General features: G+C 44.0%; 23 protein-coding genes. 12 read left to right on the top strand and 11 right to left on the bottom strand.

Annotation, left to right across the window (positions count from 1 at the left end):
- Positions 1 to 251: 251 nt before the first annotated feature.
- The 5 genes from ACQKC9_RS10740 to ACQKC9_RS10720 all read left to right on the top strand — a co-directional run bounded on the left by ACQKC9_RS10740 (position 252) and on the right by ACQKC9_RS10720 (position 6,414).
- Entirely contained in the window at positions 252 to 3,221 is a 2,970-nt protein-coding gene (locus tag ACQKC9_RS10740) for a valine--tRNA ligase (RefSeq protein ID WP_427621777.1), read from the top strand.
- Positions 3,222 to 3,372: 151 nt separating this feature from the next.
- Positions 3,373 to 4,035 carry a hypothetical protein gene (locus tag ACQKC9_RS10735; protein ID WP_427621775.1) on the top strand — a complete coding sequence of 221 codons (663 nt, stop codon included), beginning with the start codon at positions 3,373 to 3,375 and terminating at the stop codon, positions 4,033 to 4,035.
- Positions 4,036 to 4,217: 182 nt separating this feature from the next.
- A complete protein-coding gene (locus ACQKC9_RS10730; RefSeq protein ID WP_427621824.1) occupies positions 4,218 to 4,367 on the top strand; it encodes a TerD family protein in 150 nt (49 codons plus the stop codon).
- Between the two features lie 62 nt (positions 4,368 to 4,429).
- Positions 4,430 to 4,900, top strand: a complete 471-nt coding sequence (locus ACQKC9_RS10725; protein WP_427621774.1) for a hypothetical protein — start codon at positions 4,430 to 4,432, stop codon at positions 4,898 to 4,900.
- Positions 4,901 to 5,115: 215 nt separating this feature from the next.
- Complete coding sequence (locus ACQKC9_RS10720; RefSeq protein ID WP_427621773.1) at positions 5,116 to 6,414, top strand: VWA domain-containing protein; 1,299 nt, start codon at positions 5,116 to 5,118, stop codon at positions 6,412 to 6,414.
- 222 nt (positions 6,415 to 6,636) lie between these two features.
- On the opposite strand, the gene ACQKC9_RS10715 is transcribed toward ACQKC9_RS10720, so the two are convergent.
- Entirely contained in the window at positions 6,637 to 7,533 is an 897-nt protein-coding gene (locus ACQKC9_RS10715) for an ABC transporter substrate-binding protein (protein ID WP_427621771.1), read from the bottom strand.
- 251 nt (positions 7,534 to 7,784) lie between these two features.
- Here ACQKC9_RS10715 and ACQKC9_RS10710 point away from each other — a divergent pair, with 251 nt between their 5' ends.
- From ACQKC9_RS10710 to ACQKC9_RS10700, 3 genes are all read left to right on the top strand, one after another.
- Positions 7,785 to 7,952 carry a hypothetical protein gene (locus ACQKC9_RS10710; protein WP_427621769.1) on the top strand — a complete coding sequence of 56 codons (168 nt, stop codon included), beginning with the start codon at positions 7,785 to 7,787 and terminating at the stop codon, positions 7,950 to 7,952.
- 292 nt (positions 7,953 to 8,244) lie between these two features.
- Complete coding sequence (locus tag ACQKC9_RS10705; protein ID WP_114701612.1) at positions 8,245 to 8,667, top strand: YbaN family protein; 423 nt, start codon at positions 8,245 to 8,247, stop codon at positions 8,665 to 8,667.
- Positions 8,668 to 8,910: 243 nt separating this feature from the next.
- Positions 8,911 to 9,120, top strand: a complete 210-nt coding sequence (locus ACQKC9_RS10700) for a cold-shock protein (RefSeq protein WP_045453470.1) — start codon at positions 8,911 to 8,913, stop codon at positions 9,118 to 9,120.
- A 233-nt stretch (positions 9,121 to 9,353) separates the two neighbouring features.
- Here the strand turns inward: ACQKC9_RS10700 and ACQKC9_RS10695 are convergent, their stop codons facing one another.
- The gene (locus tag ACQKC9_RS10695; RefSeq protein ID WP_427621767.1) at positions 9,354 to 10,478 is read right to left on the bottom strand and encodes a YeiH family protein; all 1,125 of its coding nucleotides are present in this window, start codon (positions 10,476 to 10,478) and stop codon (positions 9,354 to 9,356) included.
- 227 nt (positions 10,479 to 10,705) lie between these two features.
- Here ACQKC9_RS10695 and ACQKC9_RS10690 point away from each other — a divergent pair, with 227 nt between their 5' ends.
- A complete protein-coding gene (locus ACQKC9_RS10690) occupies positions 10,706 to 11,641 on the top strand; it encodes a LysR substrate-binding domain-containing protein (protein ID WP_427621766.1) in 936 nt (311 codons plus the stop codon).
- A gap of 117 nt (positions 11,642 to 11,758) precedes the next feature.
- On the opposite strand, the gene ACQKC9_RS10685 is transcribed toward ACQKC9_RS10690, so the two are convergent.
- Positions 11,759 to 12,220, bottom strand: coding sequence for a universal stress protein (locus tag ACQKC9_RS10685; protein ID WP_057761630.1), 462 nt, complete (start codon positions 12,218 to 12,220; stop codon positions 11,759 to 11,761).
- Between the two features lie 99 nt (positions 12,221 to 12,319).
- Positions 12,320 to 12,781, bottom strand: a complete 462-nt coding sequence (locus ACQKC9_RS10680) for a universal stress protein (protein WP_427621765.1) — start codon at positions 12,779 to 12,781, stop codon at positions 12,320 to 12,322.
- Between the two features lie 297 nt (positions 12,782 to 13,078).
- Between ACQKC9_RS10680 and ACQKC9_RS10675 the strand changes: the two genes are divergently transcribed.
- Positions 13,079 to 16,159 (top strand): insulinase family protein, encoded by a 3,081-nt coding sequence (locus ACQKC9_RS10675; RefSeq protein WP_427621763.1) that lies wholly within the window; start codon positions 13,079 to 13,081, stop codon positions 16,157 to 16,159.
- A gap of 82 nt (positions 16,160 to 16,241) precedes the next feature.
- On the opposite strand, the gene ACQKC9_RS10670 is transcribed toward ACQKC9_RS10675, so the two are convergent.
- From ACQKC9_RS10670 to ACQKC9_RS10660, 3 genes are all read right to left on the bottom strand, one after another.
- Positions 16,242 to 16,805 (bottom strand): NUDIX hydrolase, encoded by a 564-nt coding sequence (locus ACQKC9_RS10670; protein ID WP_427621762.1) that lies wholly within the window; start codon positions 16,803 to 16,805, stop codon positions 16,242 to 16,244.
- Between the two features lie 259 nt (positions 16,806 to 17,064).
- Complete coding sequence (locus tag ACQKC9_RS10665; protein WP_427621761.1) at positions 17,065 to 18,345, bottom strand: AGE family epimerase/isomerase; 1,281 nt, start codon at positions 18,343 to 18,345, stop codon at positions 17,065 to 17,067.
- A gap of 4 nt (positions 18,346 to 18,349) precedes the next feature.
- A complete protein-coding gene (locus tag ACQKC9_RS10660) occupies positions 18,350 to 19,165 on the bottom strand; it encodes an SDR family oxidoreductase (RefSeq protein WP_347162847.1) in 816 nt (271 codons plus the stop codon).
- A 619-nt stretch (positions 19,166 to 19,784) separates the two neighbouring features.
- On the opposite strand from ACQKC9_RS10660, the gene ACQKC9_RS10655 reads away from it, so the two are divergent.
- A complete protein-coding gene (locus ACQKC9_RS10655) occupies positions 19,785 to 20,519 on the top strand; it encodes an NUDIX hydrolase (RefSeq protein ID WP_057761619.1) in 735 nt (244 codons plus the stop codon).
- A 10-nt stretch (positions 20,520 to 20,529) separates the two neighbouring features.
- Here the strand turns inward: ACQKC9_RS10655 and ACQKC9_RS10650 are convergent, their stop codons facing one another.
- The 3 genes from ACQKC9_RS10650 to nhaA all read right to left on the bottom strand — a co-directional run bounded on the left by ACQKC9_RS10650 (position 20,530) and on the right by nhaA (position 24,001).
- Complete coding sequence (locus ACQKC9_RS10650) at positions 20,530 to 21,918, bottom strand: oxygenase MpaB family protein (protein WP_427621759.1); 1,389 nt, start codon at positions 21,916 to 21,918, stop codon at positions 20,530 to 20,532.
- 77 nt (positions 21,919 to 21,995) lie between these two features.
- Complete coding sequence (locus tag ACQKC9_RS10645; protein ID WP_427621757.1) at positions 21,996 to 22,598, bottom strand: DUF2799 domain-containing protein; 603 nt, start codon at positions 22,596 to 22,598, stop codon at positions 21,996 to 21,998.
- Between the two features lie 200 nt (positions 22,599 to 22,798).
- Complete coding sequence (gene nhaA, locus ACQKC9_RS10640) at positions 22,799 to 24,001, bottom strand: Na+/H+ antiporter NhaA (RefSeq protein WP_179799353.1); 1,203 nt, start codon at positions 23,999 to 24,001, stop codon at positions 22,799 to 22,801.
- 464 nt (positions 24,002 to 24,465) lie between these two features.
- On the opposite strand from nhaA, the gene ACQKC9_RS10635 reads away from it, so the two are divergent.
- Positions 24,466 to 25,221, top strand: a complete 756-nt coding sequence (locus ACQKC9_RS10635) for a TSUP family transporter (RefSeq protein WP_057761611.1) — start codon at positions 24,466 to 24,468, stop codon at positions 25,219 to 25,221.
- A gap of 118 nt (positions 25,222 to 25,339) precedes the next feature.
- On the opposite strand, the gene ACQKC9_RS10630 is transcribed toward ACQKC9_RS10635, so the two are convergent.
- Complete coding sequence (locus tag ACQKC9_RS10630) at positions 25,340 to 26,716, bottom strand: dicarboxylate/amino acid:cation symporter (protein ID WP_057761609.1); 1,377 nt, start codon at positions 26,714 to 26,716, stop codon at positions 25,340 to 25,342.
- Positions 26,717 to 26,940: the final 224 nt, after the last annotated feature.

Genomic DNA, 26,940 nt, shown 5'->3' with positions numbered 1-26,940 from the left:
GCTAGTTATAGGCTAATGATTTTGCTGCATAAGTAATCTCTATTATATTTCCCATTCTTCTGATTGCTGTTGTTAATTGATTAACAATTTGAGTAATAAATCACCTTCAGGCTTTATAAATTGCCTTACCATCTAACAAAATCTGCCTATCTGCGTTAAAATCACTCTATCAACTATTTTTCCTGTTTTTATAGCGTTTTACGCTATCTCATTTTGACCACATTCATTATCAACAATAAGATCACCCTATTATGAGCAATCCTAATACCGATACCAGCATTGATAGCAATGCGAAAACCAATCTGACCCAGTCGATCCAAGCGGCGCTAAGCCAATTAGAGAGCGCCTATAACCCTGCGGAAGTCGAAGCAGGTATGTATCAAGGCTGGGAAGAAAGCGGCTATTTTCAGCCGACTTTTGACAAAGACGAATCGTTTTCTATTGCGCTACCACCGCCAAACGTCACGGGCTCGCTACACATGGGTCACGGTTTTAACAACGCTATTATGGATGCGCTCACCCGTTATCACCGTATGGATGGCGACAATACGTTGTGGCAACCAGGTACGGATCATGCGGGTATCGCCACTCAGATGGTCGTTGAGCGTCGTCTGGAAGCGCAAGGTATCAAGCGCCGTGATATGACGCGTGCAGATTTCATCGATAAAGTATGGGAATGGAAAGAAGAGTCAGGTGGCAATATCACCAGCCAGATTCGCCGTTTGGGCAGCTCGGTTGACTGGTCGCGTGAGCGCTTTACCATGGATGATGGTCTGTCCAATGCAGTAAAAGAAGTGTTCGTACGCCTGTTTGACGATGGTTTGATCTATCGTGGTAAGCGCTTGGTCAACTGGGATCCAAAGTTCCAAACCGCATTATCTGATTTAGAAGTAGAAAACCACGACGAAAAAGGTAGCCTGTGGCATTTCCGCTATCATTTCACAGATACAGAGCTACTAACTCAAGATGGTAAAAACTATCTGGTCGTCGCCACCACGCGTCCTGAGACATTGCTGGGTGATACCGCCGTCGCAGTCAATCCTAGCGATGAGCGTTATGCGCATTTAGTCGGCAAAACCATTACCTTACCGATTACGGGTCGTGTCGTGCCTATCGTCGCTGATGATTATGTCGAAAAAGACTTCGGTACGGGTTGTGTCAAAATCACCCCAGCGCATGATTTTAATGATTATGAATTGGGTCGTCGCCATAGCTTGCCGCTGATCAACATCCTCGATGAGCGCGCCAATATCCTACCAGCGATGGAAGTCTATCCTGACTTGCAAACGCGTGAGCCAGAGTTAGAGACCACGCCTAGCGAGTATGCAGGACTTGAGCGTTTTGCCGCGCGTAAATTCCTCGTAGAGCAAGCAGGCGAGCAGGGCTGGCTAGAAGATATCGAAGACTACGCACTTAAAGCTCCGCGTGCTGAGCGTGGCGGTACAATCGTTGAGCCGTGGTTGACCGATCAGTGGTATGTCGCGGTCAAAGAGCTTGCCAAGCCTGCGATTGACGCAGTAGAAGACGGCAGCATTGAGTTCGTCCCTGCGCAGTATAAAAACATGTATATGGCGTGGATGACCGATCTACAAGATTGGTGCATCAGCCGTCAGTTGTGGTGGGGACATCGTATCCCTGCATGGTATGACGATGCGACAGGTGAGATCTATGTCGCCCGTGACGAAGCTGAAGTACGCACTAAGTACAACTTAAGCGACGACGTAAAACTGCGCCAAGATGATGATGTGCTCGATACGTGGTTCAGCTCTGGTCTATGGACATTCAGTACGCTTGACTGGGCAGACGTTAACGCCGATCCACGCGTGATGGACACTTTTCACCCAACCAGCGTGCTCGTGACAGGTTTTGATATTATTTTCTTTTGGGTGGCGCGCATGATCATGATGACCATGCACTTCGTGAAAAATGAAGATGGCACGCCACAAGTACCGTTTAAGACCGTCTATGTGCATGGTCTGGTACGTGATGGCAATGGTCAAAAAATGTCAAAATCAAAAGGTAATGTCTTAGATCCGATCGATCTAATCGACGGTATTGAGCTAGAAGCGTTGGTCGAAAAACGCACCAGCAATATGATGAACCCAAAAGACGCGGCCAAAATTGAAAAGCAAACGCGTAAAGAGTTCCCAGAAGGCATCCCAGCTTATGGCACCGATGCACTACGCTTTACCTTTACGTCATTGGCCAGTACTGGTCGCGATATCAACTTTGATCTAAAGCGTGTCGAGGGCTATCGTAACTTCTGTAATAAAATCTGGAACGCCAGCCGTTTTGTACTCATGAACTGTGTTGATGGTGACAGCAATGCCAAGCCTATCGATCAAACGGCAAACCCTGACGTATGGGAATTACCAGAAAAATGGATCATGAGTCGTCTGAACTCTAGCATCAAAGACATTCATCAGCATTTCGCTCAGTATCGTCTCGATATGGTCAGCCAAGATATCTATGAGTTCATCTGGAATGAATACTGTGATTGGTACGTTGAGCTTGCCAAAGCCAGCCTAAATGATGACTCGGTATCGGATACGCGTAAAGCGCAAATCCGCTATGTACTACTGCACGTACTAGAGACGGCGCTACGCTTTACTCATCCAATCATGCCGTATCTGACTGAGCAAATCTGGCAGACCATCGCGCCGCTACTAGGTCGCCAAAACACCGACAGTATCGTGGTCGCTGACTATCCACAAACTGATGCCAGCCAGATCAGTGAGCAGACTGAAGCGGATATGGCGTGGCTACAGGAGCTAATCGCGAGCGTCCGTAACATCCGTGGTGAGATGAAACTGGGCAATGCGGTACGTCTGCCAGTGCTACTACAAAACGTCTCTGCCGATGAAGATGCGCGTCTCTCACGTATCAAAAACCAGTTCAAAGCGCTTGCCAAAGTCGAGAGCTTAGAGATCGTCAAAGAAGGCGATGAAGTACCACTGTCATCATCAAGTATGGTCGGTCAGCTACGGGTACTCGTACCGATGAAAGGGCTAATCGATCCTACGGCTGAGCTGGCACGTTTAGGTAAGTCATATGATAAGTTGAAAGGGCAAGCCGACGGTATCGCGCGTAAGCTAGGTAACGAAGGCTTTGTCAGTAAAGCACCTGCGGCAGTAGTCGATGCTGAGAAAGCAAAACTGGCTGAGCTAGAAGGTCAGTTGACCGCGATGACGGCGCAGATGGAGCAGCTGAAAGCGTTGTAATAACTGGATTCTCGAATGATAAGAAAAGAGACGCTATATAGTGTCTCTTTTTTTATGGAAATTTAGCCAACTATATTTGACTATACTTTTAAAATTGTTACTATATTAATTCTAATGTAAATGATATGTAATAAAACCTAAGTGAGAGCCCATGTATTTTTTTGATAAATCTTCTATAGTCAAGATGATAAGTCTCGTTATTTTATCAACTACAGCACATTCGGCTTTAGCTAAGCCGCCTTTAAAAGAAAAGTATGATGTATTAAAGCAAGCCAGTAGCTATGCTCGATCTAGTGCTTGTATGACTACTTTTGATGACGATGCCGAAGATAATATGACTACTATTAGAGATGTCCACTTAATAGATTCTGAAACGGGCTTCGATGAAGAAGGTGAAATAGGTACTAAATACATTGTATATTGGGGCGGTGATGTTGGTTGCTCTGGAGGAAGTGGAACATACAGTAATTACTTAACTTCCTTTTCAAGATATAGTGAGTCACGTCCCTTTCTAGTCGATAGAATGAATATTTTAGATGATATCAATGAAGAATCTTATAAGATAAATGAAAGGTTTATCGAGGATGTTGAGTTCTATAATGGTGTTTTACTTATTACTTCTTCAGATTATAGTGAAGATGGTACTGATGGCGGTAATAACTTCCCGAGATATAAATATCGTTATACAGTTGTTTATAATGAAAATAAAGACCAATGGATTTTAGCGAATAAAGAGCTAATAAAAGATAAGTACCCGAATGCTAAAAATGGTGATTTTGATGAAGTTGTCGTGTTTGAAGAGCCTTATTTATAACAAAATTTCTTTCACTCTCTAAGTCAAGTTAGTTGTATTTGGAAAACCGCTTCCGCACTGGCTTTAGCGGTTTTTTAATGTCAGTAATTAGTCTATTATCTTTAAAGGAATAACACGCTAACGTAAGGAACATCATGAACCATCTCACCGTCGGATAACGCGCGCCTCTAAGCAACCTTGCTATTGACGACAGCGCGCCAATCACGCTCAAATTCATATGTCAGAGCCCAATAGAGATGGACATCAGCTGCTTTGCGTTAGATGCAGCGGGCAAATTGACCAATGATGATTACATGGTGTTTTATAATCAGCCGACCTTACAATATAATTAGTTGACGAAAAATGAATGAGCGTTAATATTAACTAGGTAGCTGTGTAAGCAGTAGAGCTAATTATGAAAACTGATGACATCATAAAGTTTATAAAAAATAAGACATTTGATGATAAAGTACTTATTCCTAGTGAAATAAATGCTTATGAAATAATGAATATTTCAGATATGAGTATTCTAAAAGAGATAGCAAAACATATTGATAAATTTGAGGTTCTCAAAAAGACTGAAACGTGGCCAAAAGACAGTTCAAGGCAATACATCTTAGGTTCAATAGATAAGCTTAATACTTTTCTAAATGATATTGCTGAAGGTGTTTGTCGATGTTCAAAATATCGATATGTTAAACCTACACCAGAAGGGCAAGAAAGTCTGGGACTGATAGAGATATTACAGAAAGTCCAGCATGTTTCTTATCCTGAAACTAACTATGAATGTCGATGTACGCTATGCCAGACTGTTTATATCTGTCATGCTCATGAAGTTAGGTTTGGAATAGGTTATTATTGGATGAAAAAGAAACAGTCGGGCTAATTAGTTATTTAATGTGGGAATAAAGTATTGTGCAAATTCGCATAGTATCTGTAAAGTATCTTTGATTAGCTGGTAATCCATTCTTAATAGATAACATTAAGTTTTCAGCTTAGCTAAAATAAAAAACCGCTCCAGCTCGTGCTGTTAGCGGTTTTTTAATATCAGTAATTAGTCTATTATCTTTAAAGGAATAACAAGCTAACGTAAGGAACACCATGAACCATCTCACCGTCGGACAACGCGCACCTTTAAGCAATCTTGCTATTGACGACAGCGCACCTATCACGCTCAAATTCACACGCCAAAGCCCAATAGAGATGGACATCAGCTGCTTTGCCTTAGACGCAGCGGGCAAACTGATCAATGATGATTACATGGTGTTTTATAATCAGCCAACCTCCCCATGCGGGCAAATCAAGCTTACCCATTACGAGTCGCAGCCAACCTCCTCTAGCAGTATCCAAGCCGAGTTTGAAGTGAATTTATCCAAACTGGCGACTAATATAGACAGCTTGTTTTTTGTATTATCAGCCGGCACGCCGCTGAATCAAATTCAATCGTTAGAGATTGGCATTTGGCAGCAATCGCAAAAAGCGCAGGCAGAATATCAAGCAGCAGACTTTGCCCAGCAGCAAGCCAGTATGTTGATGCAGCTTTACCGTAAGGGTGGCGTTTGGCGAGTATCCAACGTCGCGCAAGGCTTTAATGGTGGACTTGCCGCCATCGTGCAGCATTTCGGTGGTGACGTAGAAGAGAGTAGCCCGCAAGTACTCGAGCCGACCGCAACGCCAATGCAAGCCAAACCGTCGTTAGAGAAGGTCATGCTAGACAAAGCGCCAAAACTGGTCAATCTGGCCAAAAAAGCCACGATATCGCTTGAGAAACGCCAATTGCAGCAACTAACGGCGAAAGTAGCGTTGGTGTTAGATGCTTCAGGCTCAATGAATAGACAGTACAAAAAAGGCCGCGTGCAAGAGGTAGTCAATCGCATATTGCCATTGGCAGTGAACTTTGATGACGACCAAGCGCTAGACTGCTGGGCGTTTGCCCGAGATCCGCAGTATTTGGGTGAAATTGGGCTGAGCAACTATGACGGTTTCATTAACAACGCTCATGGTGGCTGGCGCAAATGGGCACTTGGCCCGCGCATCAATAACGAAGCAGAGGTCATGAAAGCTGTGACGGAGTTTTATCAAAAGGACGGCTTGGATGTGCCTGTCTACGTGCTATTTATCAGTGATGGTGGGGTGAATGACAATCGAGGTATCACCAGAGTCATGACGGAAGCCGCGAAACTACCGATATTTTGGCAGTTTGTGGGCTTGGGTGGTCGTGGTTATGGCATCCTCAAAAAACTAGACGATATGACAGGGCGCGTGATTGATAATTGCGACTTTTTTGAACTAGATGATTTGGATGATATCAGCGAAGAAGCGTTGTATGAAAACATGCTAGAAGAGTTTCCAATGTGGCTTAAAGAAGCCAAGCAACTTGGTATAGTCACTCCACTATAAAAGTATTACTGCGTTAACCTTGCTTGAAGTATTTAATATACGTCTACACTCGGTTGCCTTGTACTACTTTTAAATTGAATCAACTATATCGTGCAGCAATAATTTCATTATTCTATTATCGTTGATTAATTATCACTGGCTAATTATTACTGACGAAAAAACCGCCACAGCAAATACTATGGCGGTTTTTTATTATTCAAAATATCTTAACTTCTAAAATATTTACAGCGCCCAAAGCGACTGATACTGCTCATCGGTTAAGGTCACGATATCGATCTCGGCTAGCATTTCGCGCAGTTCTTCCCATTTACTAGCATCAGGCGTGATTGGCGTGATCAATCTACCTAGCGTATTATCAATAATCGCATCCATCAGCGTATCTGCTTCGGTTTTACTATAGTCGTAATACATACGGTGAGCGGTGGCTGGCTCGTTTTTGCACAGCTCTGTCATCTGGTTGGTCACTTGGATAAAGGTATCTATCGCGTCTTTTTTCGCGCTATAGATCTCATCCGTCGTCAGAATCTCTAACGCTGAAAAGTTAGGATAAGGTGACAGATGCTGATCGATAAATTCAAAGTCCAACCCTTCATGAGTCGCTTCAACGCCTTCAAAGTTATAAAAGCATAACCATGCACCATCTAGGCTTGGGTCTTCTTGCAGATTTTTTATATGATAAAAGTCTTTTTGCACAAAGCTCACATTCTCACGGCTGATAGTAAAGCCGTTTTTCTTGGCATAGCGAGCCAATATCTCAAAGCCAATACGATTGGTTTTTTCCTCAGCAGCAGGGGTACAGATGCGGATAGGCTGATTGTTTTGTAGCTTATCCATACTAGCGCGCTGCATCAATATGCCGCCATCGGTCTCAAAAAAGCAGCCCAGCGCACGTAGATTAGGCGCGTAATGTTCAAACAGATGGATAGGCTCATTGACATGCAAATCGATACTTTGGTTCTGTAGTTCAGCAAAGCCATCATAGTGGTCGTCTGGCTCGCTAATAGTGATATCAAGCCCTGCTTGCTCATATGCGCCCGTGGTCACACCAGCGATAAAGGGCAGATGATCAGGGTTTAAAAACCATTCGAGGGTCAGAGTAAGTTTGGTGGTCGGCTGCATGGTTGTTTCCTTTTTAGGTATGGAAAACAATCAGACTGATACGATTAAGGCAAAACAAGGAAGGCCAAATAAGAAAGGTAAAGCCTCGATGCTAACTGTCAGATGCTCGGCGTTTGATATGGTTATCACTATCAGTACGTCATCTATAGACTGCTCTTATTTATAGACCTCTGAGGGTATGTCACGCTTGTTTCCTACGTCAGTGCTAACTGCTTCAGGTTCACGGGTATATCTCAGCGATGATGTGGGCTGTGTCTACAGCGTCAAATCAAAGCACCCCGACAAGATTGATTGGTATTGCATTATTTTTGGTCAGTACTGCTAATGAATCCGTACTGCTAATGGCTATTATCGATAGCTACTGCGTCATCATAGACGACTTACGAGACGTGATGCAAGCGTATCAAGCACGACAATGACAGGTAATGATTGGTGTTCGTTAACCGCTCTTTATGATAGCTGTTGTCTACCACGGCTACTGATAGTTATTTTTAGCGACGGATTAATAAAAGAGTGCAGCATTTATTATTAGTGCTTACCCAATTACTAACCAAACATACCTATCAATAGCAAAAACCTTATATAAATAGTCTTGTGCCCAGACGAGCGATATTGCATGATTAGCCTTCTATGCCGTTGCTTATCTAATAGGCGCTACTCTAAATAATTGACATTTGGCATAACTGACAACTTACACGACCGACAACTTATATGACCGATAATAAAAAAGCGTTCTATTACCGACCTAAGACTGATCAATCCAACAGCCCAATGCTGCGTTGGACCTTTGTGACGCTTGGTTGGCTGTTTTTTATCTTAGGTATTATCGGTATATTGTTGCCAGTGATGCCTACTGCGCCTTTTATCTTGCTAGCAGCAGGTTGCTGGGCACGTAGTTCTCGACGCTTTCATTTTTGGCTGATTAATCATAAATACTTTGGTAAATTCGTCCGTGATTGGGAGGAGAATCATGCCGTTCCGCTTTATGCCAAGTGTTTAGCGACGATTATGATGGCAGCATCGACAATTATGTTATTTTATCGTTTGCCTGCCGATATGATGTGGATGGCATGGGCGGTAGCCGCTGTCTGTAGTGGGGTAGCGATATATTTGTTCCGTTTACCAAATGCCTAAATCCGTTGCAATTTGCGCCAAAATCGGTCAATAAACGGCTCTGGTTACACGAAACATGAGATAAGACTTGCGATACTGGGATGTACCCCTTATAATACGCCCAAGCTTAAGAGCAGTTCTGCACCAAATCATTACCTCGTAGTATTAGTTATAATCCTTCGTTTTAATATTTATCGTTCAGTAGCTATTTGCAAGCGTTACCGGTCACTAGACCATTAATAAATTTAAAAGTAGGATTATACTATGTCAGACGTTCAAAAAGGTACAGTTAAGTGGTTCAACGAAGCTAAAGGCTTTGGTTTTATCGCTCCAGAAACTGGCGCAGACGTTTTTGCTCATTACAGCGAAATCACTGGTTCAGGTTTCAAAACTTTGGCTGAAGGCCAAGAAGTTGAGTTCACTGTAACTCAAGGCCAAAAAGGCCCACAAGCACATAACATCGTTGCTATCTAATTTGTCTTTATAGACAGATAGATGAATAGATGTAGAAAAGCGAACCTTCGGGTTCGTTTTTTTTCGTCTGGTATTTAAGATATGAGTACTTAAGCGAGTAGAAGTCTTATTTGAAAGGTTTTAACTAATCATATTAGACCGCGACCAATGCAAAAAGGCCTCCGACTATAGATAGTTGGAGGCCTTTTATATTGTGCAATGACATAAGCAGTTAAGAATGGACATTTAGCTTATTATATAAAGCTAATGCCGATATTAATCAGACCACCGCCCAGTATTAACCAACCAAACATAATAGCACCCAAGATAAGCGGTCTAACGCCAGCTTGCTTAATGGCACTTAGATGAGTGGTCAGACCTAGCGCAAACATGGCCATCGTCAGTAACACATCATCTAGCATAACCATACTGCGTACGATACTCTCAGACATCGGCACCCAAGTATGTATCAATACAATGCCGATAAATATAAACGCGAACCATGGTACTTTGACTTGTTTGACGCGGGTCATAAATGACGCTGTCTCGTTTTCACTGCTCTTATCTTCTATAGCGGTATTATCTACAGTGCGATCTTTGGTTAACGCAAAAGATAACACAAGCAGGAAAGGCGCGAGCATCATGACGCGTATCATCTTGGTCACGACTGCGGTATCGCCAATCTCAGTATTAATTGCATTACCTGCGACTACAACTTGTGCTACTTCATGTACGGTTGAGCCAGTATACATGCCGTACTGCTGGGCGCTTAGCCAAGGTTGTAACCAACCAAGATGATATAAAAAAGGATAAAGTAGCATTGCGATAGTACCAAACACCACCACAGTCGCCACGGCAATGGTGACTTTATGAGCTTGCGCATTGACGACTGGCTCTGCGGCAATGACGGCAGCAGCCCCGCAAACACTTGCGCCTGAGCCAATCAAAATAACCGTTTCTTTATCGACTTTTAACCATCTAGTACCCAACCAATAGGTCAGTAAAAAGGTCGACGTCAGTACCAGAGCATCAGTCATAATCGCTGGCATACCGACGCTCGCAACTTGCGTCATGGTCAGCTTAAACCCATAAAACATAATCGCAAGTCGCAAAATTTGACCTTTTGCAAAGCAAACGCCACCGTTTAAACGTTCAGCGAATTTGGGATAAATGGTATTGCCCAAAATCATACCCAGCAAAATCGCTAGCGTTAAAGAGGATAAGCCGACGATACGTCCGTTTGACCATACATCCAAACTGCTGTCCAACCATAAGCAAAACAAACTACCAATCAGAACGACTACCAATCCCGCCAAGTGACGGTGATTAGGGGTATAGTTATGAACGGAGTTGCTGACTGATTGGACGAATGTGTGCATGACGCGGCATCCTATTACTTATATTAAGATAAGCATAAGCATAAGCTTATGAATAGACAGTATATGCCCGCTGCATTTATAATAAAAACAGATTAATAAGATATAAGCTATCGATTTTTTAGGTTAGCATTTATGATAGAAGGCGATGTATCGTGCATGAGCATCGAAAAAAAACACGTATAGCGAATAAGACAGGCTGAAAACTGGCATAAGGCAACATCGATAACATGAAAAAATCTGTGCAGACAGTGCCAAAGATTACGCTTAAGCAACTTGCTGTTTTTGTCAGTATTTATCAGACAGGTAGCACCAGTCGAGCCAGTGAGGAGCTGCACTTATCGCAATCAGCAGTCAGTAGCGCACTGACAGAGCTGGAGTCTAGACTACAGATGCCGCTATTTGAGCGCGTCGGTCGCAGGCTCAATCAACATCCCAATGCCCATCCTATTTATATACAGGCACAGGCTATCTTGGGGCAGTCGCTCACGCTTGAGCATTATCATCAGTATCAAGCAGGACAGATTCACATCGGTGCTAGTACCACCATCGGTAACTACGTGCTGCCATCATTGCTTGGCAAGCTATATGAGGCGTTGCCCGATGCCAATGTCGATATGTATATTGCCAATACGCAAGAGGTAGTGAGCGAGGTTGAGCAACTAAATATCGATATCGCACTGGTAGAAGGAATGCCGCGTCCGGTAGATATGAAAGTTATTGAGCAGCGTGAATGGCGTACCGATACGCTAGTGATATTTGCCAAGCGTGATAGCAAGTGGCTAAAGAATGTGGCTATTTATAGCGAAGATAAGGACTGCTATCAGCTGAGTATTAATCAGTTAGCGCAGTTGCCGCTATTGGTGCGTGAAGCAGGGTCGGGCACACGGCAGATTATCGACGAGCAATTGCTTAAGTATCTACCCAATGCAGAAGTGGTCAAAGCGATACATCAATCCGAGGCCATCAAGCATATGGTGAGTGCAGATATTGGTCTTGGTTGTCTATCGCAGCATGTGATTGAGACGGAACTCGCGAAAGGTGAGCTAGTACAAGTGAACGTGGCGGGAATTGATCTATCAAGGACATGGTGGCTGGTCTGGCATAAAGCCCGTCACCAAAGCCCCATTTGGCAAACCTTTATAGATATTATTCAACAGGGTTAAGCGATGAGTCTGGATGAACCTAAAATCTATTAGCCATAAAAAAGCGCAGCGTCAAAAGTTACGCTGCGCTTTTTTTTTAGAGGTTCTTTAATAATATAAGACAATCAAAGCATATTGTTATGCTGAAACAGGCTTGTCCAGTCTCACTACAAAGCTATCGCAAGGTACATTGGGCAAGATATTATCCGCAGTTGCACCACTGATCCATGCAGCGATACCAGTACGCTTATGACGACCGATGACCAATAGATCGACATCGTGTTTATGACAGTAGCTGACGATACCTTCACTGCTAGAAATAGCAGTTGTAACTTCCGACGTTGCTGCATTTAGCTGATTGCGTTCAAGGAACTGCGCCAGCTTTGCACGTGCTTCTTGGCAGCGTTCATCATCAATTTCATCGTATAGGCTAGAGGCAGGCACCAGCTCATAGCCGAAGCCAACCATGGTGTCTTTGACAATATGCAAAACAGATAGCTTAGAGCCTGGACGGTTTTCGACGATGCGCTTGGCCTTTTGTGCGACTATATCTGCATCAGAGAGTAAGTCGGTAACCAGTAAAATATGTTCGTAACTCATAACGTCTTCCTCATGTCAGATAGTATTTACTATAGCACTACTCTAGGGCGCTGTTAAGTAAAGCTTGTCGTCTTTAGCAGCGGATTGGAGCCATGCCAACTATTCCAAGACAGGCTGATCAAGCTTCACCACTAAGCTATCGCAAGGGACATTTGGCAAGATACTATCGGCAGTGGCTCCTACCAACCAAGCGGCAATACCATGGCGTTCATGGCGTCCAATGATAAGTAAATCGACGTCTTTTTCACGGCAGTAATTAATGATACCTTTACTATTAGAGATGGCAGCGGTGACCTCAGAGTTGATTGCTTCTAGCTCATTACGTGCCAAAAATTGCGCTAATTTCGCCCGTGCTTCTTGCCACTTTTCATTATCGACGTCACCCGAGAGGCTAGAGGACGGCACAAGCTCATAACCGAAGCGCACCATGTCATCCTTGACTATATGCAATACGGACAGTCTGGCTTCAGGAGAGCCTGCGAGAATACGCTTGGCTTTTAGCGCCACTTTGTCCGCATCGGATAGCAAGTCAGTGACCAGTAAAACATGTCGGTAGCTCATAAAGTACTCCACTCCTAGTTAGTCGTTAACTTTATAGTAGCAGCGCAGGCTGTCTTTGTTAAGCGATAAATCCATAATAATATTGTGGATATTGATGAATTTGTAACTGTAAGGCTTTAATAGCTAAAGTTGATAGGAACGTAGATTATGTGGTGGATTATTGCATGACTGCTGCCTTGACTTATCCATGTTGCAGCCCCACTAATAGCGCTAAGCCAACTCTTTTTTAGCCAATTTATTACTCTATTTTCCCTGACAGTCAGGGCACTATACGCATAATAAGCGATAAGGATAACTATGACGGACACGCCATTTACTGCTGATTTAACCTTGCATCCAGCATTTGAGCTGATTGAGCATCGCCATATTGAGGCGCTATCGATGGATGTGCTGATCAGTCAGCATGTAAAAACAGGAGCGATGCATTATCATCTGGCACATCCAAGTGATGAGAATGCGTTTTTGGTCGGTTTTCGCACCCAGCCAATGGATTCAAAAGGCGAGGCGCATATCTTAGAGCACGTGGCATTATGTGGTTCGAACAAGTTCCCAGTACGTGATCCGTTCTTTTCAATGATTAAACGTTCGTTAAATACGTTTATGAATGCGATGACCGCCGCTGATTGGACGGCCTATCCGTATGCGACGCAAAACAAAAATGACTACTTTAACTTGCTTGCTGTCTATCTAGACGCGTCGTTTTTCCCAAATATCCATCCGCTCGATTTTGCCCAAGAAGGCATCCGTGTGGAGCTTGATGAAAATGATAAGCCGCAGTTTAAGGGTATCGTTTTTAATGAAATGAAAGGCGCGATGAGTGGCGAGATTGATCAGCTATATCATACGGTTGCTCATCATCTGTTCCCAACGACGACCTATCATTATAATTCAGGCGGCGATCCTGCCGATATTCCTGACTTGACCCACACTGAGCTGACCGAGTTCCATCAAAGCCATTATCATCCGTCAAACAGTGTCATCATGAGTTTCGGTAATATTCCTGTTGCTGATACGCAAGCGAAAATACACGAAGATGCCTTGATTCAGTTTGAAGCAGGCAAAAAGCATGTATCGCGTCCAGAACAGCGTTTGTCTGCGCCAATCAGTGCGATGGATACTTATACTGCTGACGAAGCCGGCCCAGATCAGACGCATCATGTGGTTGCTTGGTTGCTACCATCGATCACCGATCCTAAGCAGCGCTTAGCATTGCGTCTATTAGAGGGCGTATTGATTGAGCATGCAGGCTCGCCATTGCGTGCTTATCTTGACAGTCATCCACTAGGCAAAGCGCCAAGTCCGCTATTGGGTCTTGATGACAGCCATTATGAGATGGTCTTTTATACGGGTCTGCGCGGCTCTAACCCTGAACATGCCGAAGCGGTCGAGCAGGGCATTATTGACTTACTGACCGAAGTAGCCAATTCACCAGTTGATGATGAGACAATCGAAACCATTCTGCATCAGATTGAAATTGATCAGCGTCACATCGGCGGCGATAGCATTCCTTATGGTCTAAACCTTATGCTAGAGGGCTTTAGTACCGCCATTCATGATGGTAATCCTATCGACGTTTGGGAAGTAGACGAGCATCTACAGTGGCTACGTGAGCAAGTCGTTGATCCGCAATGGCTACCGAACTTGATTAAAACGCATTTATTGGACAATCAGCATCGCGTACGCGTAACGATGACCCCTGATAGTGAAAAAACAGCCTGTTTGGCAGCAGCTGAGCAGACACGTTTAGATACTATCGCGATGGATTTGACTGCTGATGACAAGGCTATCTTGAAGCAACAAGCCTTAGATTTGGCTGCACGTCAAGCTGCGCCAGATGATTTAAGCTTATTACCAAAAGTGGGTCTAGAAGACGTACCAACGGATATCAGCTTTAAAGAAGGCACGCAAAAGCAGGTGCGTTTGAGCGGGCAAGACAGCACGCTATTTGAGTATGAAGCTGGCACCAATGGCATTTATTATTATCAAGTGATTGTCCCGCTCACTGAAGCAATCGGCAATGCGAGCGCAGATGAGCTACCAGTCAATGATGTGATTAATCATCCATTGTTGCCTATTTATTTAAGTCTATTGTCTGAGCTAGGTACTGACTCGCTTAGTGCTCACGAGATGCAAGCTAAGCAAGCAGCGCATTCTTCTGGTGTGACCGCTCGTATTAGTCAACGTACCAACGTCGATGATAGCCAAGCGATTAGCAGCTACTTTGTCGTGGCAACGCGTGCGCTAAATCGTAAGCCTGAAGCGATTGATTTGCTCAAGGAAGTGATGGAGCACAGTATCTTCTCTGAGCATGACCGTATCAAAGAAATCTTGCAGCAGCGTCAAGCAGGTTGGCAGTCAAACTTAGCGGGCTCAGGGCACTCTTATGCGATGCAAACGGCCAGTCGTGGCATGAGTCGCCAAGCGCAGTTGGAATATGTGCGCAGCGGCTTACCAGCATTGAACGCGCTTAAAGATTTCTTAGCACATGCTAGTACAGATGATGCCCAGTGGGATCACCTGGCTACGAGCTTGATGAATTTACATCAACGTCTGATCAACTTGCCTAAGCATGCCGTTATTATCTGTGAAGCAGAGCAAACCGAACGCTTGAGTAACTTAATCGTTGATAGCTGGAAAGACAGCCAAGCGACGACCGCTTCTAATGATTTAACGAACGCAGTAGCAAATATTCCAAGCGAGTTTGCAAACTTGCAATTAGATACAGCGCTGAATGGTGTGACTGATACGGTTAAGGCGTTAGAGAGTGGCGACGATGTTAAAAACGACGTGCTCGAGGTTGCAGATCTAGCATGGCTAGTACCAACCAATGTCTATCATAACGCCAGTGCTTATACCGTACCTGCTGCTGACCATCCTGATACCGCTGCATTAATGGTACTAGCGCCTTACTTACGTAACGGCTATTTGCACAGTGCGATTCGTGAGCGCGGCGGTGCCTACGGTGGCGGTGCTGGTTATGACGCTAATGCTTGTGCGTTTAAGTTCTTTAGCTATCGCGATCCGCAATGCGCTGAGACTTTTGCTCACTTTGATGCCAGTATCGAATGGCTATTAAACGAGCCACAAACCGATGAACAGCTGGAAGAAGCTATCTTAGGTATTATCTCAGGCATGGATAAGCCGGGCTCTCCTGCAGGCGAAGCAATCAAAGCGTGTTTTGCTAACTTGCATCATCGCGGTGTTGACTGGCAGCGTAAAATGCGTGCGTCGATATTGGCCGTCACGGTTGCTGATTTGCAGCGCGTTGCCAAGCAATATCTGCAAGGTAAAAAGCATGTACGTGCCGTGCTAGCGCCTTATGACAAAGAAGAGGCAGTAAAAGGCCTAGGCTTTGAGGTTTGTAGAATTAAGAGCTAAGACAATTAGGTTTGTTTTTGATTAAAAGTTAAGCACAAAAAAGCCAAGCATCATGCTTGGCTTTTTGCGATTAGGTAATTGACTAATATCGCTTGATACTCAAATCTTTGCCAATTTTGTCTTGATGAATCGGAAATTCTGACAATTCGTTATACTGCTTACGATCAGCAAAGTAGCTTTTTAGAGTACGGCGAATGGCTTCAAACGCCAGTGTATCCCATGGGATATCTTCTTCGCTAAACAGTGCACAGTCGAGACTTTCTGAGCCAATACCATACGCGCCATCTTTTAGATCGGCCAGATAGATAGAGTAGATCTGCCCAATATCTGGCAAGTCATAAATGCAGTATAGATGCGGATTCAGTACGATGGCATCAGCTTCTTCGTAGCTCTCGCGTGCTGCGCCTTCAGCCATGGTCTCGCCGTTTTCCATAAAACCTGCAGGTATCGTCCATAGCCCATATTGTGGCTCAATCGCTCGGCGGCAGAGTAGCACTCTTTCTTCATGTACCACCAGCGAGCCACAGATAACTTTTGGGTTTTCGTAGTGGATATAGTGGCAATTAGGGCATACCAAACGCGGCATATTGTCCGTAGGTGGGATTTTTCGTTCTGCTTCATGACCGCATTGGAGACAATAGCTCATACCAACTACCTTTATTAATAAATATTGTGTGTCCACTTATCTTAAATTTTTTTTTGCCGTTCTGATGTTTGCTTTTGTATACAGCAATGATAGTGGAAAATGCTTTTAAGCATATCCTTTAATTTTTCACGAGAAAAGCTATTTTATTTAATTTTTATGATTACAGTGAAAACGCTCTGACAGCGTATTTCAATCGCCATCAAAGCGTTCTTATCTTATCGAGTATATCCTACATAGGAATTAGGTCATAAAAATTAAGTTATAGGAATTGGGTTTTTGTTTCGAGCATCTGTGTGCGTAATCCACCAGCTACCGACGCAGAAATAGGAATCAATGGCGTTACAGTGGCTTGAAAGTCATGATAAAGATCCTCGCGCGTCGGATACACGACCGTACTTAAGTTGCCATCTGCATCTACCTCATGACGCCAACCGCCATGCTCAAGATCAATCAAAGTACTGGCAATATAATCCCAAGCTAAACGGTAGTAATGTTCAAAGCGTGGATCATCCGTACGGCGCGATAGCATCAGCGCGGTATTAGCCATCTCAGCCTGTACCCAGTAAGGACGGTTTGGTATTGAAATCTCATCATCCCAGCCGATGGTATAGACCATGCCAGATTGACCGTCAGGTGCCCAGCCGCGCTCGATAGCGCTATCAAATAATGCGGTAGCATCAGGTAGCAGCCAATCAGGTACGTCATAACCATGCGCAATACAGGCAGACTCAACTTTCAGCAGCAGTCCTGCCCATTCTGCAAAATGACCAGGTGTGAGCCCCCAAGGTCTCAAATCATCAGAAGGTTCATTCGCATCGTAGTCAGGTAACAGATTCCACTTGCTATCAAAATGTTCAGGTAGGCGACCATCGTAATTACTAGGAATATCATGGCCGAAACGCTTGGCTAAGTGTAGCGCACGGTCTAGCCAACGCGTCTCACCCGAGGCATCTGCCAGTGCTAAGCAGGCTTCGGTCGTATGCATGTTGCAATTGGCGCCGCGATAATCTTCAGGATCAGACCAGTCAGCCGCAAAAGAGGGCAGCATCGATTGTTCATTTTCTAACCAGAAGTGCTCATCGATAACGTTTATTGCAGCTTGCATGAGCTCTGAACCACGTGGGCGACCAGCAATGCTAGCAGAAGCGCCAGCAAGCGCGACAAATGCATGTAGATAGGCATTTTTGCGTGATGGGTTTTCCTGAGTTGAAGAAGCATCACTGAACCAACCGCCATGTACTGAGTCGCGTAATGGGCCATCGAGCAACGCATCTAGGCCATGGTCAGCAAGTGTTGCCGATCCCGGTATACCCATTAGTGCCGCTAACGCATAGCAGTGCACCATCCTCGCAGTGATGATGCTCTTTGCTGTGTCATCTACCATGCTCCCATCATGACCCAAAGTAGCAAACCCTGATGGCACGCGTGCTTTGGCATAATGTTCGAGCAGTCGTTGCCCTTCAGCAAGCAACCAGCGGCGATGAGTACTGCTATCTGCCCAACAGACAGATAGCAGGTCAGAGGAGTCAGGAGAATCCATGATATCAGCCATTGGTAATCATGCCTCCGTTTATGTGCAAGGTCTGACCAGTCACGAAGCTACTGTCTTGGCAAGCAAGAAATACATAGGCAGCACCCATTTCACGTGGCTGACCCATACGCCCCATTGGTGAAGACATAGATTCTAAAATATCTTTGTCAAAGTCTTTAAATACCAGTTGAATCTCGCTCACTACAGGGCCTGGTGCCACCTGATTGACGCGAATACCGCGACTAAGTAGTTGTTGCGATAGAGCGCGAGTATAGCCGACGATAGCGCCTTTGGTAGCGGTATACGGCACCAATACATCATTGCCGACATACGCATTCACTGAGGTGGTATTGATGATGCTATCACCTTCTTTCATATGCTCAAGGGCGGCGCGGGTTGCATAAAACATCCCTGCCATATTGACATCGAAATGCTGTTGCCAGTCTTCATCACTGACCTCAGACAAATCATGATACGGCTTTTGCATACCAGCATTGTTGACTAGCACATCAATGCCGCCCCATTTTGCCACGACGGCTTCTACTGCCTCTTTGCAACTACTGCTATCTGCCGTATCACCCTGCAATACCAACGCGTCTGCGCCTTCTGCTTCAATACCTTCACGTGTCTCATTCGCGCTTTCTTCATCAGAGTGATAAAGGATGGCAACTTTGGCACCTTCGCGTGCCATATGAAAAGCCACTGCGCGGCCGATACCGCTGTCTCCGCCAGTGATTAAAACGCGCTTATCAGCCAGTTTTCCTGAGCCTTTATAATTATCATTAATGTATTCAGCAGGTGGCATCATGTTGTCGATTTGGTCTGTCATAATCTGTATCCTTTGTTCTTTTGAGGTGTCATCTATTTTTATTACAGCAAACCTATGACGCTGGCATCGATATTTTTATAATGCTATTTTAGAATGTCTGCCTCATAGCCTTGCTAACGACTATCATAATACTCAGATGCATTTTTTGAAATATTACTCGGTTAATGTTTGGTAATTTAAAAATGCGGTTATGAGACTTATTACCATGAACGAATATCAAGCAAAAAGGATATTGAGAAAGTCTCATTCAATAAATCTATTACCGTCTAAAGTAGACGGGATAAGGTATTGATTAATTTAAAAAGGTGTGAATACACAGCAAAAAACAGTCATTTAGTTGAAAAACTCACCTTAATAGAGGCTCAGTCTACATAACAAAGCCTATACATAAGCGGCAAGCAATTTTATATTTATCATAGTAACCCGATATATGTATAGCAATAAGCCGATACGTTAATGAATCGCATTTTGCCTGAAACAACATCAATATGAGATGCATCTACTAAAGCAAGAATCGGACTAATAAGAAAGGCTGCCATACTAGCAACAGGTTATACTGGTATGCTGGCACAGGTATTTTCATGAATAATATGAAGATGACCACTCATAGGATTTGATAATGACCATACCCGAAAATATTGATTTCTTTAACAAGTTTAGCGTCGCTGTCCCAAGTTTTATTCGTCATCCCACACTCAGAAAACTGGCCGAGCGAGTGCAGCACGAGACATTGAACGCGCTGACGAGTCCAGCGATGTACGAGAGTGGCAACACCTCACAAAGTACGCGTATTTTAGACAGCTTATATCAGACACCCATTGCTGATGCATCAATATTGGTTGCGATTACTCATGAGCGCAGGCCTAAATTATTACTAACACGCCGCGCCGCCCATATGAACAGTCATGCGGGTGAAGTGTCTTGTGTGGGTGGTAAACATGATCGAGGCGATGGCAATAATGTCGTTACCGCATTGCGTGAAGCCTGTGAAGAAACAGCGCTACCGCCCAATAAAGTCCAGTTGCTTGGTCAGCTACCTATCCAAACTTCAAAAAGTGGTATGAGCGTACGTCCAATCGTCGCGCTTATCGCCCCAGGTCTGGTACTCGTACCTGAAGCGGGAGAGATATCACGTATCTTTTGGGCAGATTTAGAGTCGTTAGTCACTCAACCAACAGTAGAGTATGAAATTGAGTATAAGATGCAAGAGCAAATGGCTACCATACTGACGCCGAGCTGGCAGGTCGATGGCGAGACAGTGTGGGGACTAACAGGACGCGTAATTGCTAACCTATTAGAAACAGGGTTTGATCGACAGCTCGAATGGTATTACCGCGTAGAAAACAAACGCTGATAAATGTCATCTACTTATAATAATCATCGTTCTTTTTAAGCCACCAGTTCATATTGTCTTGGCGCTTGGCACGGAATGCTTCTAGCTTATGGGCTACGGACGCATTATGCTGCCGTGCAGTATCGAGCGCAAAAAGAATCGGTACAGAAGATAGCACGCCAAAGCGTATCTTTGATTTTGGTAAGTCCAGACCATCGCCTATATCATCACCAACTAAGGTGCGGGTGACACTCGCGTTGACCATTTCAACAAAACGTCCACGACGATTGTCTTCACCCATCAGCTGACGCGGTAAATCATGCAATGCTTTTGCCAATGGCTGACCCATCTTAAAGTCTAGCTGCTGTATCGATAGATAGGTATAGAGCCATTCCCAACACGCCGCCTCATCTTTTGGTAAACGATCTAAATCAACCCCCATCCAATAACTGGCAAGATTCCATAGATGCAAGATACCTTCGGCTTCTTCTGTACTAATACGTGCGCCCAGTAGTCGTAGACCGCGCATAATCAGTAAGGAGAACTGTAAATGGGTGGCAATCATATCGGTTTGATTGATAGGGATGCCCCAATAGTCAGTATTCCAACTACCGTCAGGGTTATGATGTTGCTCGGCATTTGGTATCACGCCTGTAGCCGCATTGCCTTTCCCTTTGAGTAAGTTTTGCCGTACCAAAGTATGTATCTGACGTACTTGGATCGATTGTCGCCAGCCCTCAGAGCCAATGGCTAACACTTGCTCGACAGGTTTATTTTGATTAACTGCACTCATATTAGATGAAGGGTGTTCAGACACAGCTAGGATATAAGCATAAGTACGCATCAGTCGCGGTAGCGCATCGTGCATCAGTGCACCTGTCTGAATGAGCGGTAGCGAGAGGGCAGGGATGCTATAGCCAGCCATCAGAGCAACATTACGCAGTAGCCAAATGAGCATCAATGGATAGCGCCGATAGGCAACTGCACCTATCTGAGCAAGCTTTGGGTCGAACCAGTTAGGATGGCTGCTAAATTGCTCAGTGAGCGCGCTAAATGATGGATTGTTTACAAGGTCCTTGCTTACAAGATAATTGTTTGCAGGATTATTTTTTGGGCTATCGCCAAGAATAGTATGCTGTAAAGGCTTTGCAAATTTTATGTTCTGAGCGGCTAACGCATCTGCGAGTGGATCGCCAATATCGTAACCTGCCACGATCTCATCAAGTAGAGCAGGCGAGATCGTAAAGTCTTTTGGTAATAGATAACGCTTAATGCGTTTTAAAACCTGCAAATCGCTATGGTCATCGATAGCAGTGGTACGTCCATGACGCTGATAAGCGTTCGATGATTGAGCATTCGATGATGGAAAGTCAGGTTTGTCAGTTGGAGTACTTGCCGTATTGATGATTTTCTTATCCATAGTTATCAAGTACCATTTTCAGAGTGAGGACATGCCTTAGAGCGTAAAACTTGCATTGCGATAGCTTTGCACCCTAGTTATTCGTAAAAACTACTGGATTGGTTCAGTGAATCTAATTGCTGCTGCGTCTTTTGGATACGGCGTTTGGTATCACGAATCTCATCAGATAGAGATAGCAGCCGTGCACGGGCTTCTTTTTCATTAGCAAAATCTAGCATTTCACCATTTTCTAGCTGGTCGAATTCTGATTGGTAAGTATCTAAGAGACGATTGTCTTTGTCTAATTGACTGTCTAAGGTGTAATAATCTAGTCCTTTTTGATTAGCTGCTTGCAATGTGTTGGCCATAGCAATTGGACAAACATTGTTCAACTGACGACCACGTCTGCCAATGTTATAGGCATTATTGATGGTGCAGTATTGTTGCAGACCAAGTTTACGACCGCGCTCCCATGCTTGGTAGTCAGGGGCGACGCTAGCTTTGGCACAGGCTTTTGTATGAGAGGCTAATCGATCTGAATGGTAACCTGCCACGCCATCGTTATAGCCGATAGCTTGCCAGTCACCGACGAGACATTCTTGCTTGGAGAGTGTTGCACAGCCTGCTAGCAGATAGATACTACCGAACACAGATAACCCTAATGCCAGTTGACGTACAACGTGGTGTATAGGTCGGTACATGGTTAGCTCCGATAGCTGTGATAACGATAATAACTATGAACACAAATAAATGATGCTAGCAATCAATCACGTTATATAGTCTTGTCATTGATTGCTAAATTATTTCTAAACATCACGATAACGCATATATAAATAAAATAGAGCAGCTTATAAATGGCATCAATATTAATCAGTACCACTATAAGCTACTCTACGTTTCATTAATGCGGGCGAGTCAAATCGACCGATGTACCGCTAGCATTGTCTTTTAAGCTCATTTTTAGCATGATGTAACCAGCAATACCAGAGACGATTGAACCCATAATAATACCCAAGCGCTCATCAAACATAGTGGTGTCGCCAGCGAACGCCAAGCCACCAATGAACAAACTCATGGTAAAACCAACACCGCATAATAGAGCTGCGCCGTAGATTTGCTTATAGTCCATACCTTTTGGCATGGTTGAGATACCAAGTTTAAAGATTAACCAGCACATAATCATGACGCCTAATTGCTTACCGATAAACAAACCAGCAGCAATACCTAGCGGTACTGAGTGGAATAACTCAGCAAAACCTGCGCCTTCGAGAGAGATACCCGAGTTGGCAAAAGCAAAGATTGGCAAAATACCAAAGGCAACAGTATTGTGCAGATCATGCTCTAGCTCTTCAAGCGGAGAGTGCTCAGGATCAGTACGATCGAACATCGGGATAAATAGTGCTAATACCACCCCTGCCAATGTTGCATGGATACCAGACTTGAGTACAGCAATCCACATGATCAGACCGATGAGTAGATACGGCGTGATGTTGGTGACGTTACGGCGATTAAGAACATATAAGAACGGCAAACATAAACCAGCTACTGCCAATGACTCTAATGACAACTCACTGGTGTAAAACAAAGCGATAATCAGAATCGCACCAATGTCATCAAAGATAGCAATAGAGACCAAAAATACCTTTAAAGAGTTGGGTACACGGTTACCTAAAAGACTCAAAATACCGAGTGCAAACGCAATATCTGTAGCCGCAGGAATGGCCCAACCTTTCCAAAACTCAGGCTCATTGTAGTTAAAGAGCAGATAGACAATCGCTGGCATAATCATACCGCCCAATGCGGCACCTGCTGGTAGTATTATCTGTTTGACATTGGACAGCTCACCGATGAGTACTTCACGCTTAAGCTCTAATCCAACCAAGAAAAAGAAAACCGCCATCAGACCATCGTTAATCCAGTGATGAGCGTCTTTGGCAATCGCAAACTCACCAATCTGAATGGCGACTGGTGCATGAATAAAACCTTCATACCAAACATTAAGAGGGGAGTTGGCAATGATCATTGCAGCAATGGCAGCCAATGCTAAGACGATACCGCCTGCTGCCTCAAATTCAAAAAATGCCTTAATCCTTCGTATTGCCATATCATCCTCATTCGCTAAATACAATTTACTAAATAACCTCAAATATCCATCAATGTCTGCGCTACCTATAATTTTGAGGTAGCAAATAGACAGAAACAGTTTCTCATACTCTTATCAATATAGACAACAAAATACGTTGAGCCAGTGCCAACGGTCTACTTTTTTATATTCACAATAGCAATATTATAAAGAGGATTTGACGAGCACAATAGTTGTAAGTCGTTACATCTTTTTAATAAGTCGCTATTCGGTTGAGTATATTCGGAATGTTATTAGACAAATTTAGCAGACTTTGTTACGTTTTTGGCTTTTTTTACGGTTTTATCTTTATAATGAGCAGCGCTGTGCGACGTGTCATTATTTATTTTGCTAGCACTGGTAAGCTGTCAGCTTATCGATAACGATATTTTAGCCTTATCTCAGAACGCCTTTTCTCTTCTTATCATATTTTGCAGGTCAGTGTCATGGACTTAACTTTCTCGTTAGAGATTATTTTAATGCTTACTGCGGTGGCCGCATTGGCAGGATTTATTGATGCTATCGCTGGCGGTGGCGGGTTGTTGACCATCCCTGCCATGCTACTGGCTAATATCCCACCAGTATTGACGCTTGGTACCAATAAACTGCAAGCGGCATCAGGCGCACTAGCGGCGTCTATTACTATGATTAGAAAAGGGGTCGTCAAACCGCAACGTATCAAAGTAGCTATCATCGCCGCTTTTATTGGTTCCGTTATTGGCACCATCGCTGTACAGATGTCACCACCTGACTTGCTTGAAAAGGTCATTCCGTTTTTAATCGCTGCTATCGGTATTTATACGTTATTTGCCCCTAGATTGGGTGAAGTAGAGGCTGCACCGCGCATCTCAGAGGGCAAATGGCAAAAAGTCGTGGCACCGTTGATCGGTTTTTATGATGGTTATATCGGCCCAGGTACAGGTATGTTTTTTGCGCTTGGCAATGTGGCATTGCGTGGTCGTCAAATTATCGAAGCAACAGGCGCGGCTAAAGTATTGAATTTATCGACCAATATTGGCTCGTTAATCTTCTTTATTTTGGGTGGTAACGTACTGTGGAAAGTGGGGCTAGCGATGATGGTTGGACAAACCATCGGCGCTTATTTTGGCTCGCATATGGTGGTTAAAGGCGGTAGCAAACTGATTCGTCCAGTAATTGTACTGGTCTGTCTGGCAATGTTGACCAAGTACGTGTTTGGCTAATTAGTTGTTGATAGAACCGTATCAATCATTATTATTTACTGATTATTAATCATAAAAAAACCTCAGCCAATTTGACTGAGGTTTTTTATTTTATACACTTCTATCTAGCAGGAGTGGGTTAGCGGCGACGATCAACATCATCGTATTCACTACCCATGATGCCATCACTAAAGACTTCAGAGAACTCACGCTCATTGTCTTCATCAATATGACCATCAAATACGTCTTTTGCACCAGCGTTAGGATCGTTGTAAATAGCCAGATCCATTTTGCCTTCTGATTTTGCCACGATAGTAGTAACAGCAGCGTCACCACCTACGTTTACAGCAGTACGTAACATATCAAGGATACGATCCACACCCAAGATTAGACCAATACCTTCGATTGGTAGACCCACTTGAGCAAATACCATAGACAGCATGATTAGACCAACACCAGGTACGCCAGCCGTACCAACAGACGCCAGTACTGACATCAAGATAACGGTTAAGTATTCGGTCACGCCCAAATCAATGCCGTAAATGTTAGCAATAAAGATGGTCGCAGTACCCTGCATGATAGCTGTACCATCCATATTGATGGTAGCACCAAAAGGAACAGTGAACGACGCAACTGAGTTGTTCACACCCATACGCTTGGTAACCGTACGCAAGGTAATAGGAATCGTCGCGTTCGAGCTTGAGGTACTAAAAGCAAAGATCTGTACTTCACGCATTTTTGCCAAGAACGTCTTGATAGACAGGCCTGAAGACACTTTAAGTACAATCATCATAGTGACAAAGAAGTGGAAGGCCAATGAACCGACCAATACCGCCACATAACCAAGTAGTGACCAAATCAAGTCTAAACCTAGCTCTGCCATTGCTTTGGTCAATAGCGCAAATACACCATATGGTGCAAGGTTCATGATGATCGTGACCATTTTTAAGATAACTTCGTTGATCAGCTCTAGGCTCTGCACTAAGCCTTTGGCAGGTTTACCTACCATCAAGATACTGACACCGATCAAAATAGCAAAGAAGATGATCGATAACATATCGCCATTTGCCATCGCGCTGATGGGGTTCGATGGGATAATGTTAGAGAATACATCAAGTAGAGGCGGCGCTGACGCAGCTTCAAACTCGGCTTCCGTTCCGATATTCATGCCTTTACCGATACCGAATAGCGAGCCAAGACCAATCGCAGTCGCAATAGCGAGTGCAGTGGTTATCATATAAATAATGAACGTTTTGGTACCAATACGTCCAAGTAGGCGAATATCACCAATACCGCATACACCGCAAATCAGTGAGATAAGCACCAAAGGTACGACCAACATTTTTAGCGAGTTGACAAATAGTTTACCAACAATGGCAAGGAAGCCATTGGTGATATAAGTGTTAACAAAGCCACCTTCGCCGTTCAATCCTGAGTAGTTTAGAAATAGGCCCAGTCCAATACCGAGCACCATGGCAACAATGATCTTGCCCGTCAGTCCCAAATTCTTCCACATAATTCATATCCTTTGTGTGCATAACAGCTTTATAGTAAGTGTTCATTAGCCAACATGATTGTACTTATCAGCCTTACTACAAAGCTTGTTATGACTATTAAGTTCCCGTGATTGTCGCTCGATGTCACATTTTCGTGGACAATATAAAAGAATAGCTAAGGGCACTGCAAGATTTTTTTCTGATTTTATTCTAAATGTACATGCCTCGTTACAACTATGTGCCC

Origin of the sequence: Psychrobacter sp. NPDC078409, assembly GCF_050268505.1 — a bacterium.
GTDB lineage: Bacteria > Pseudomonadota > Gammaproteobacteria > Pseudomonadales > Moraxellaceae > Psychrobacter.
This window is presented reverse-complemented; position numbering and strand designations above follow the sequence as displayed.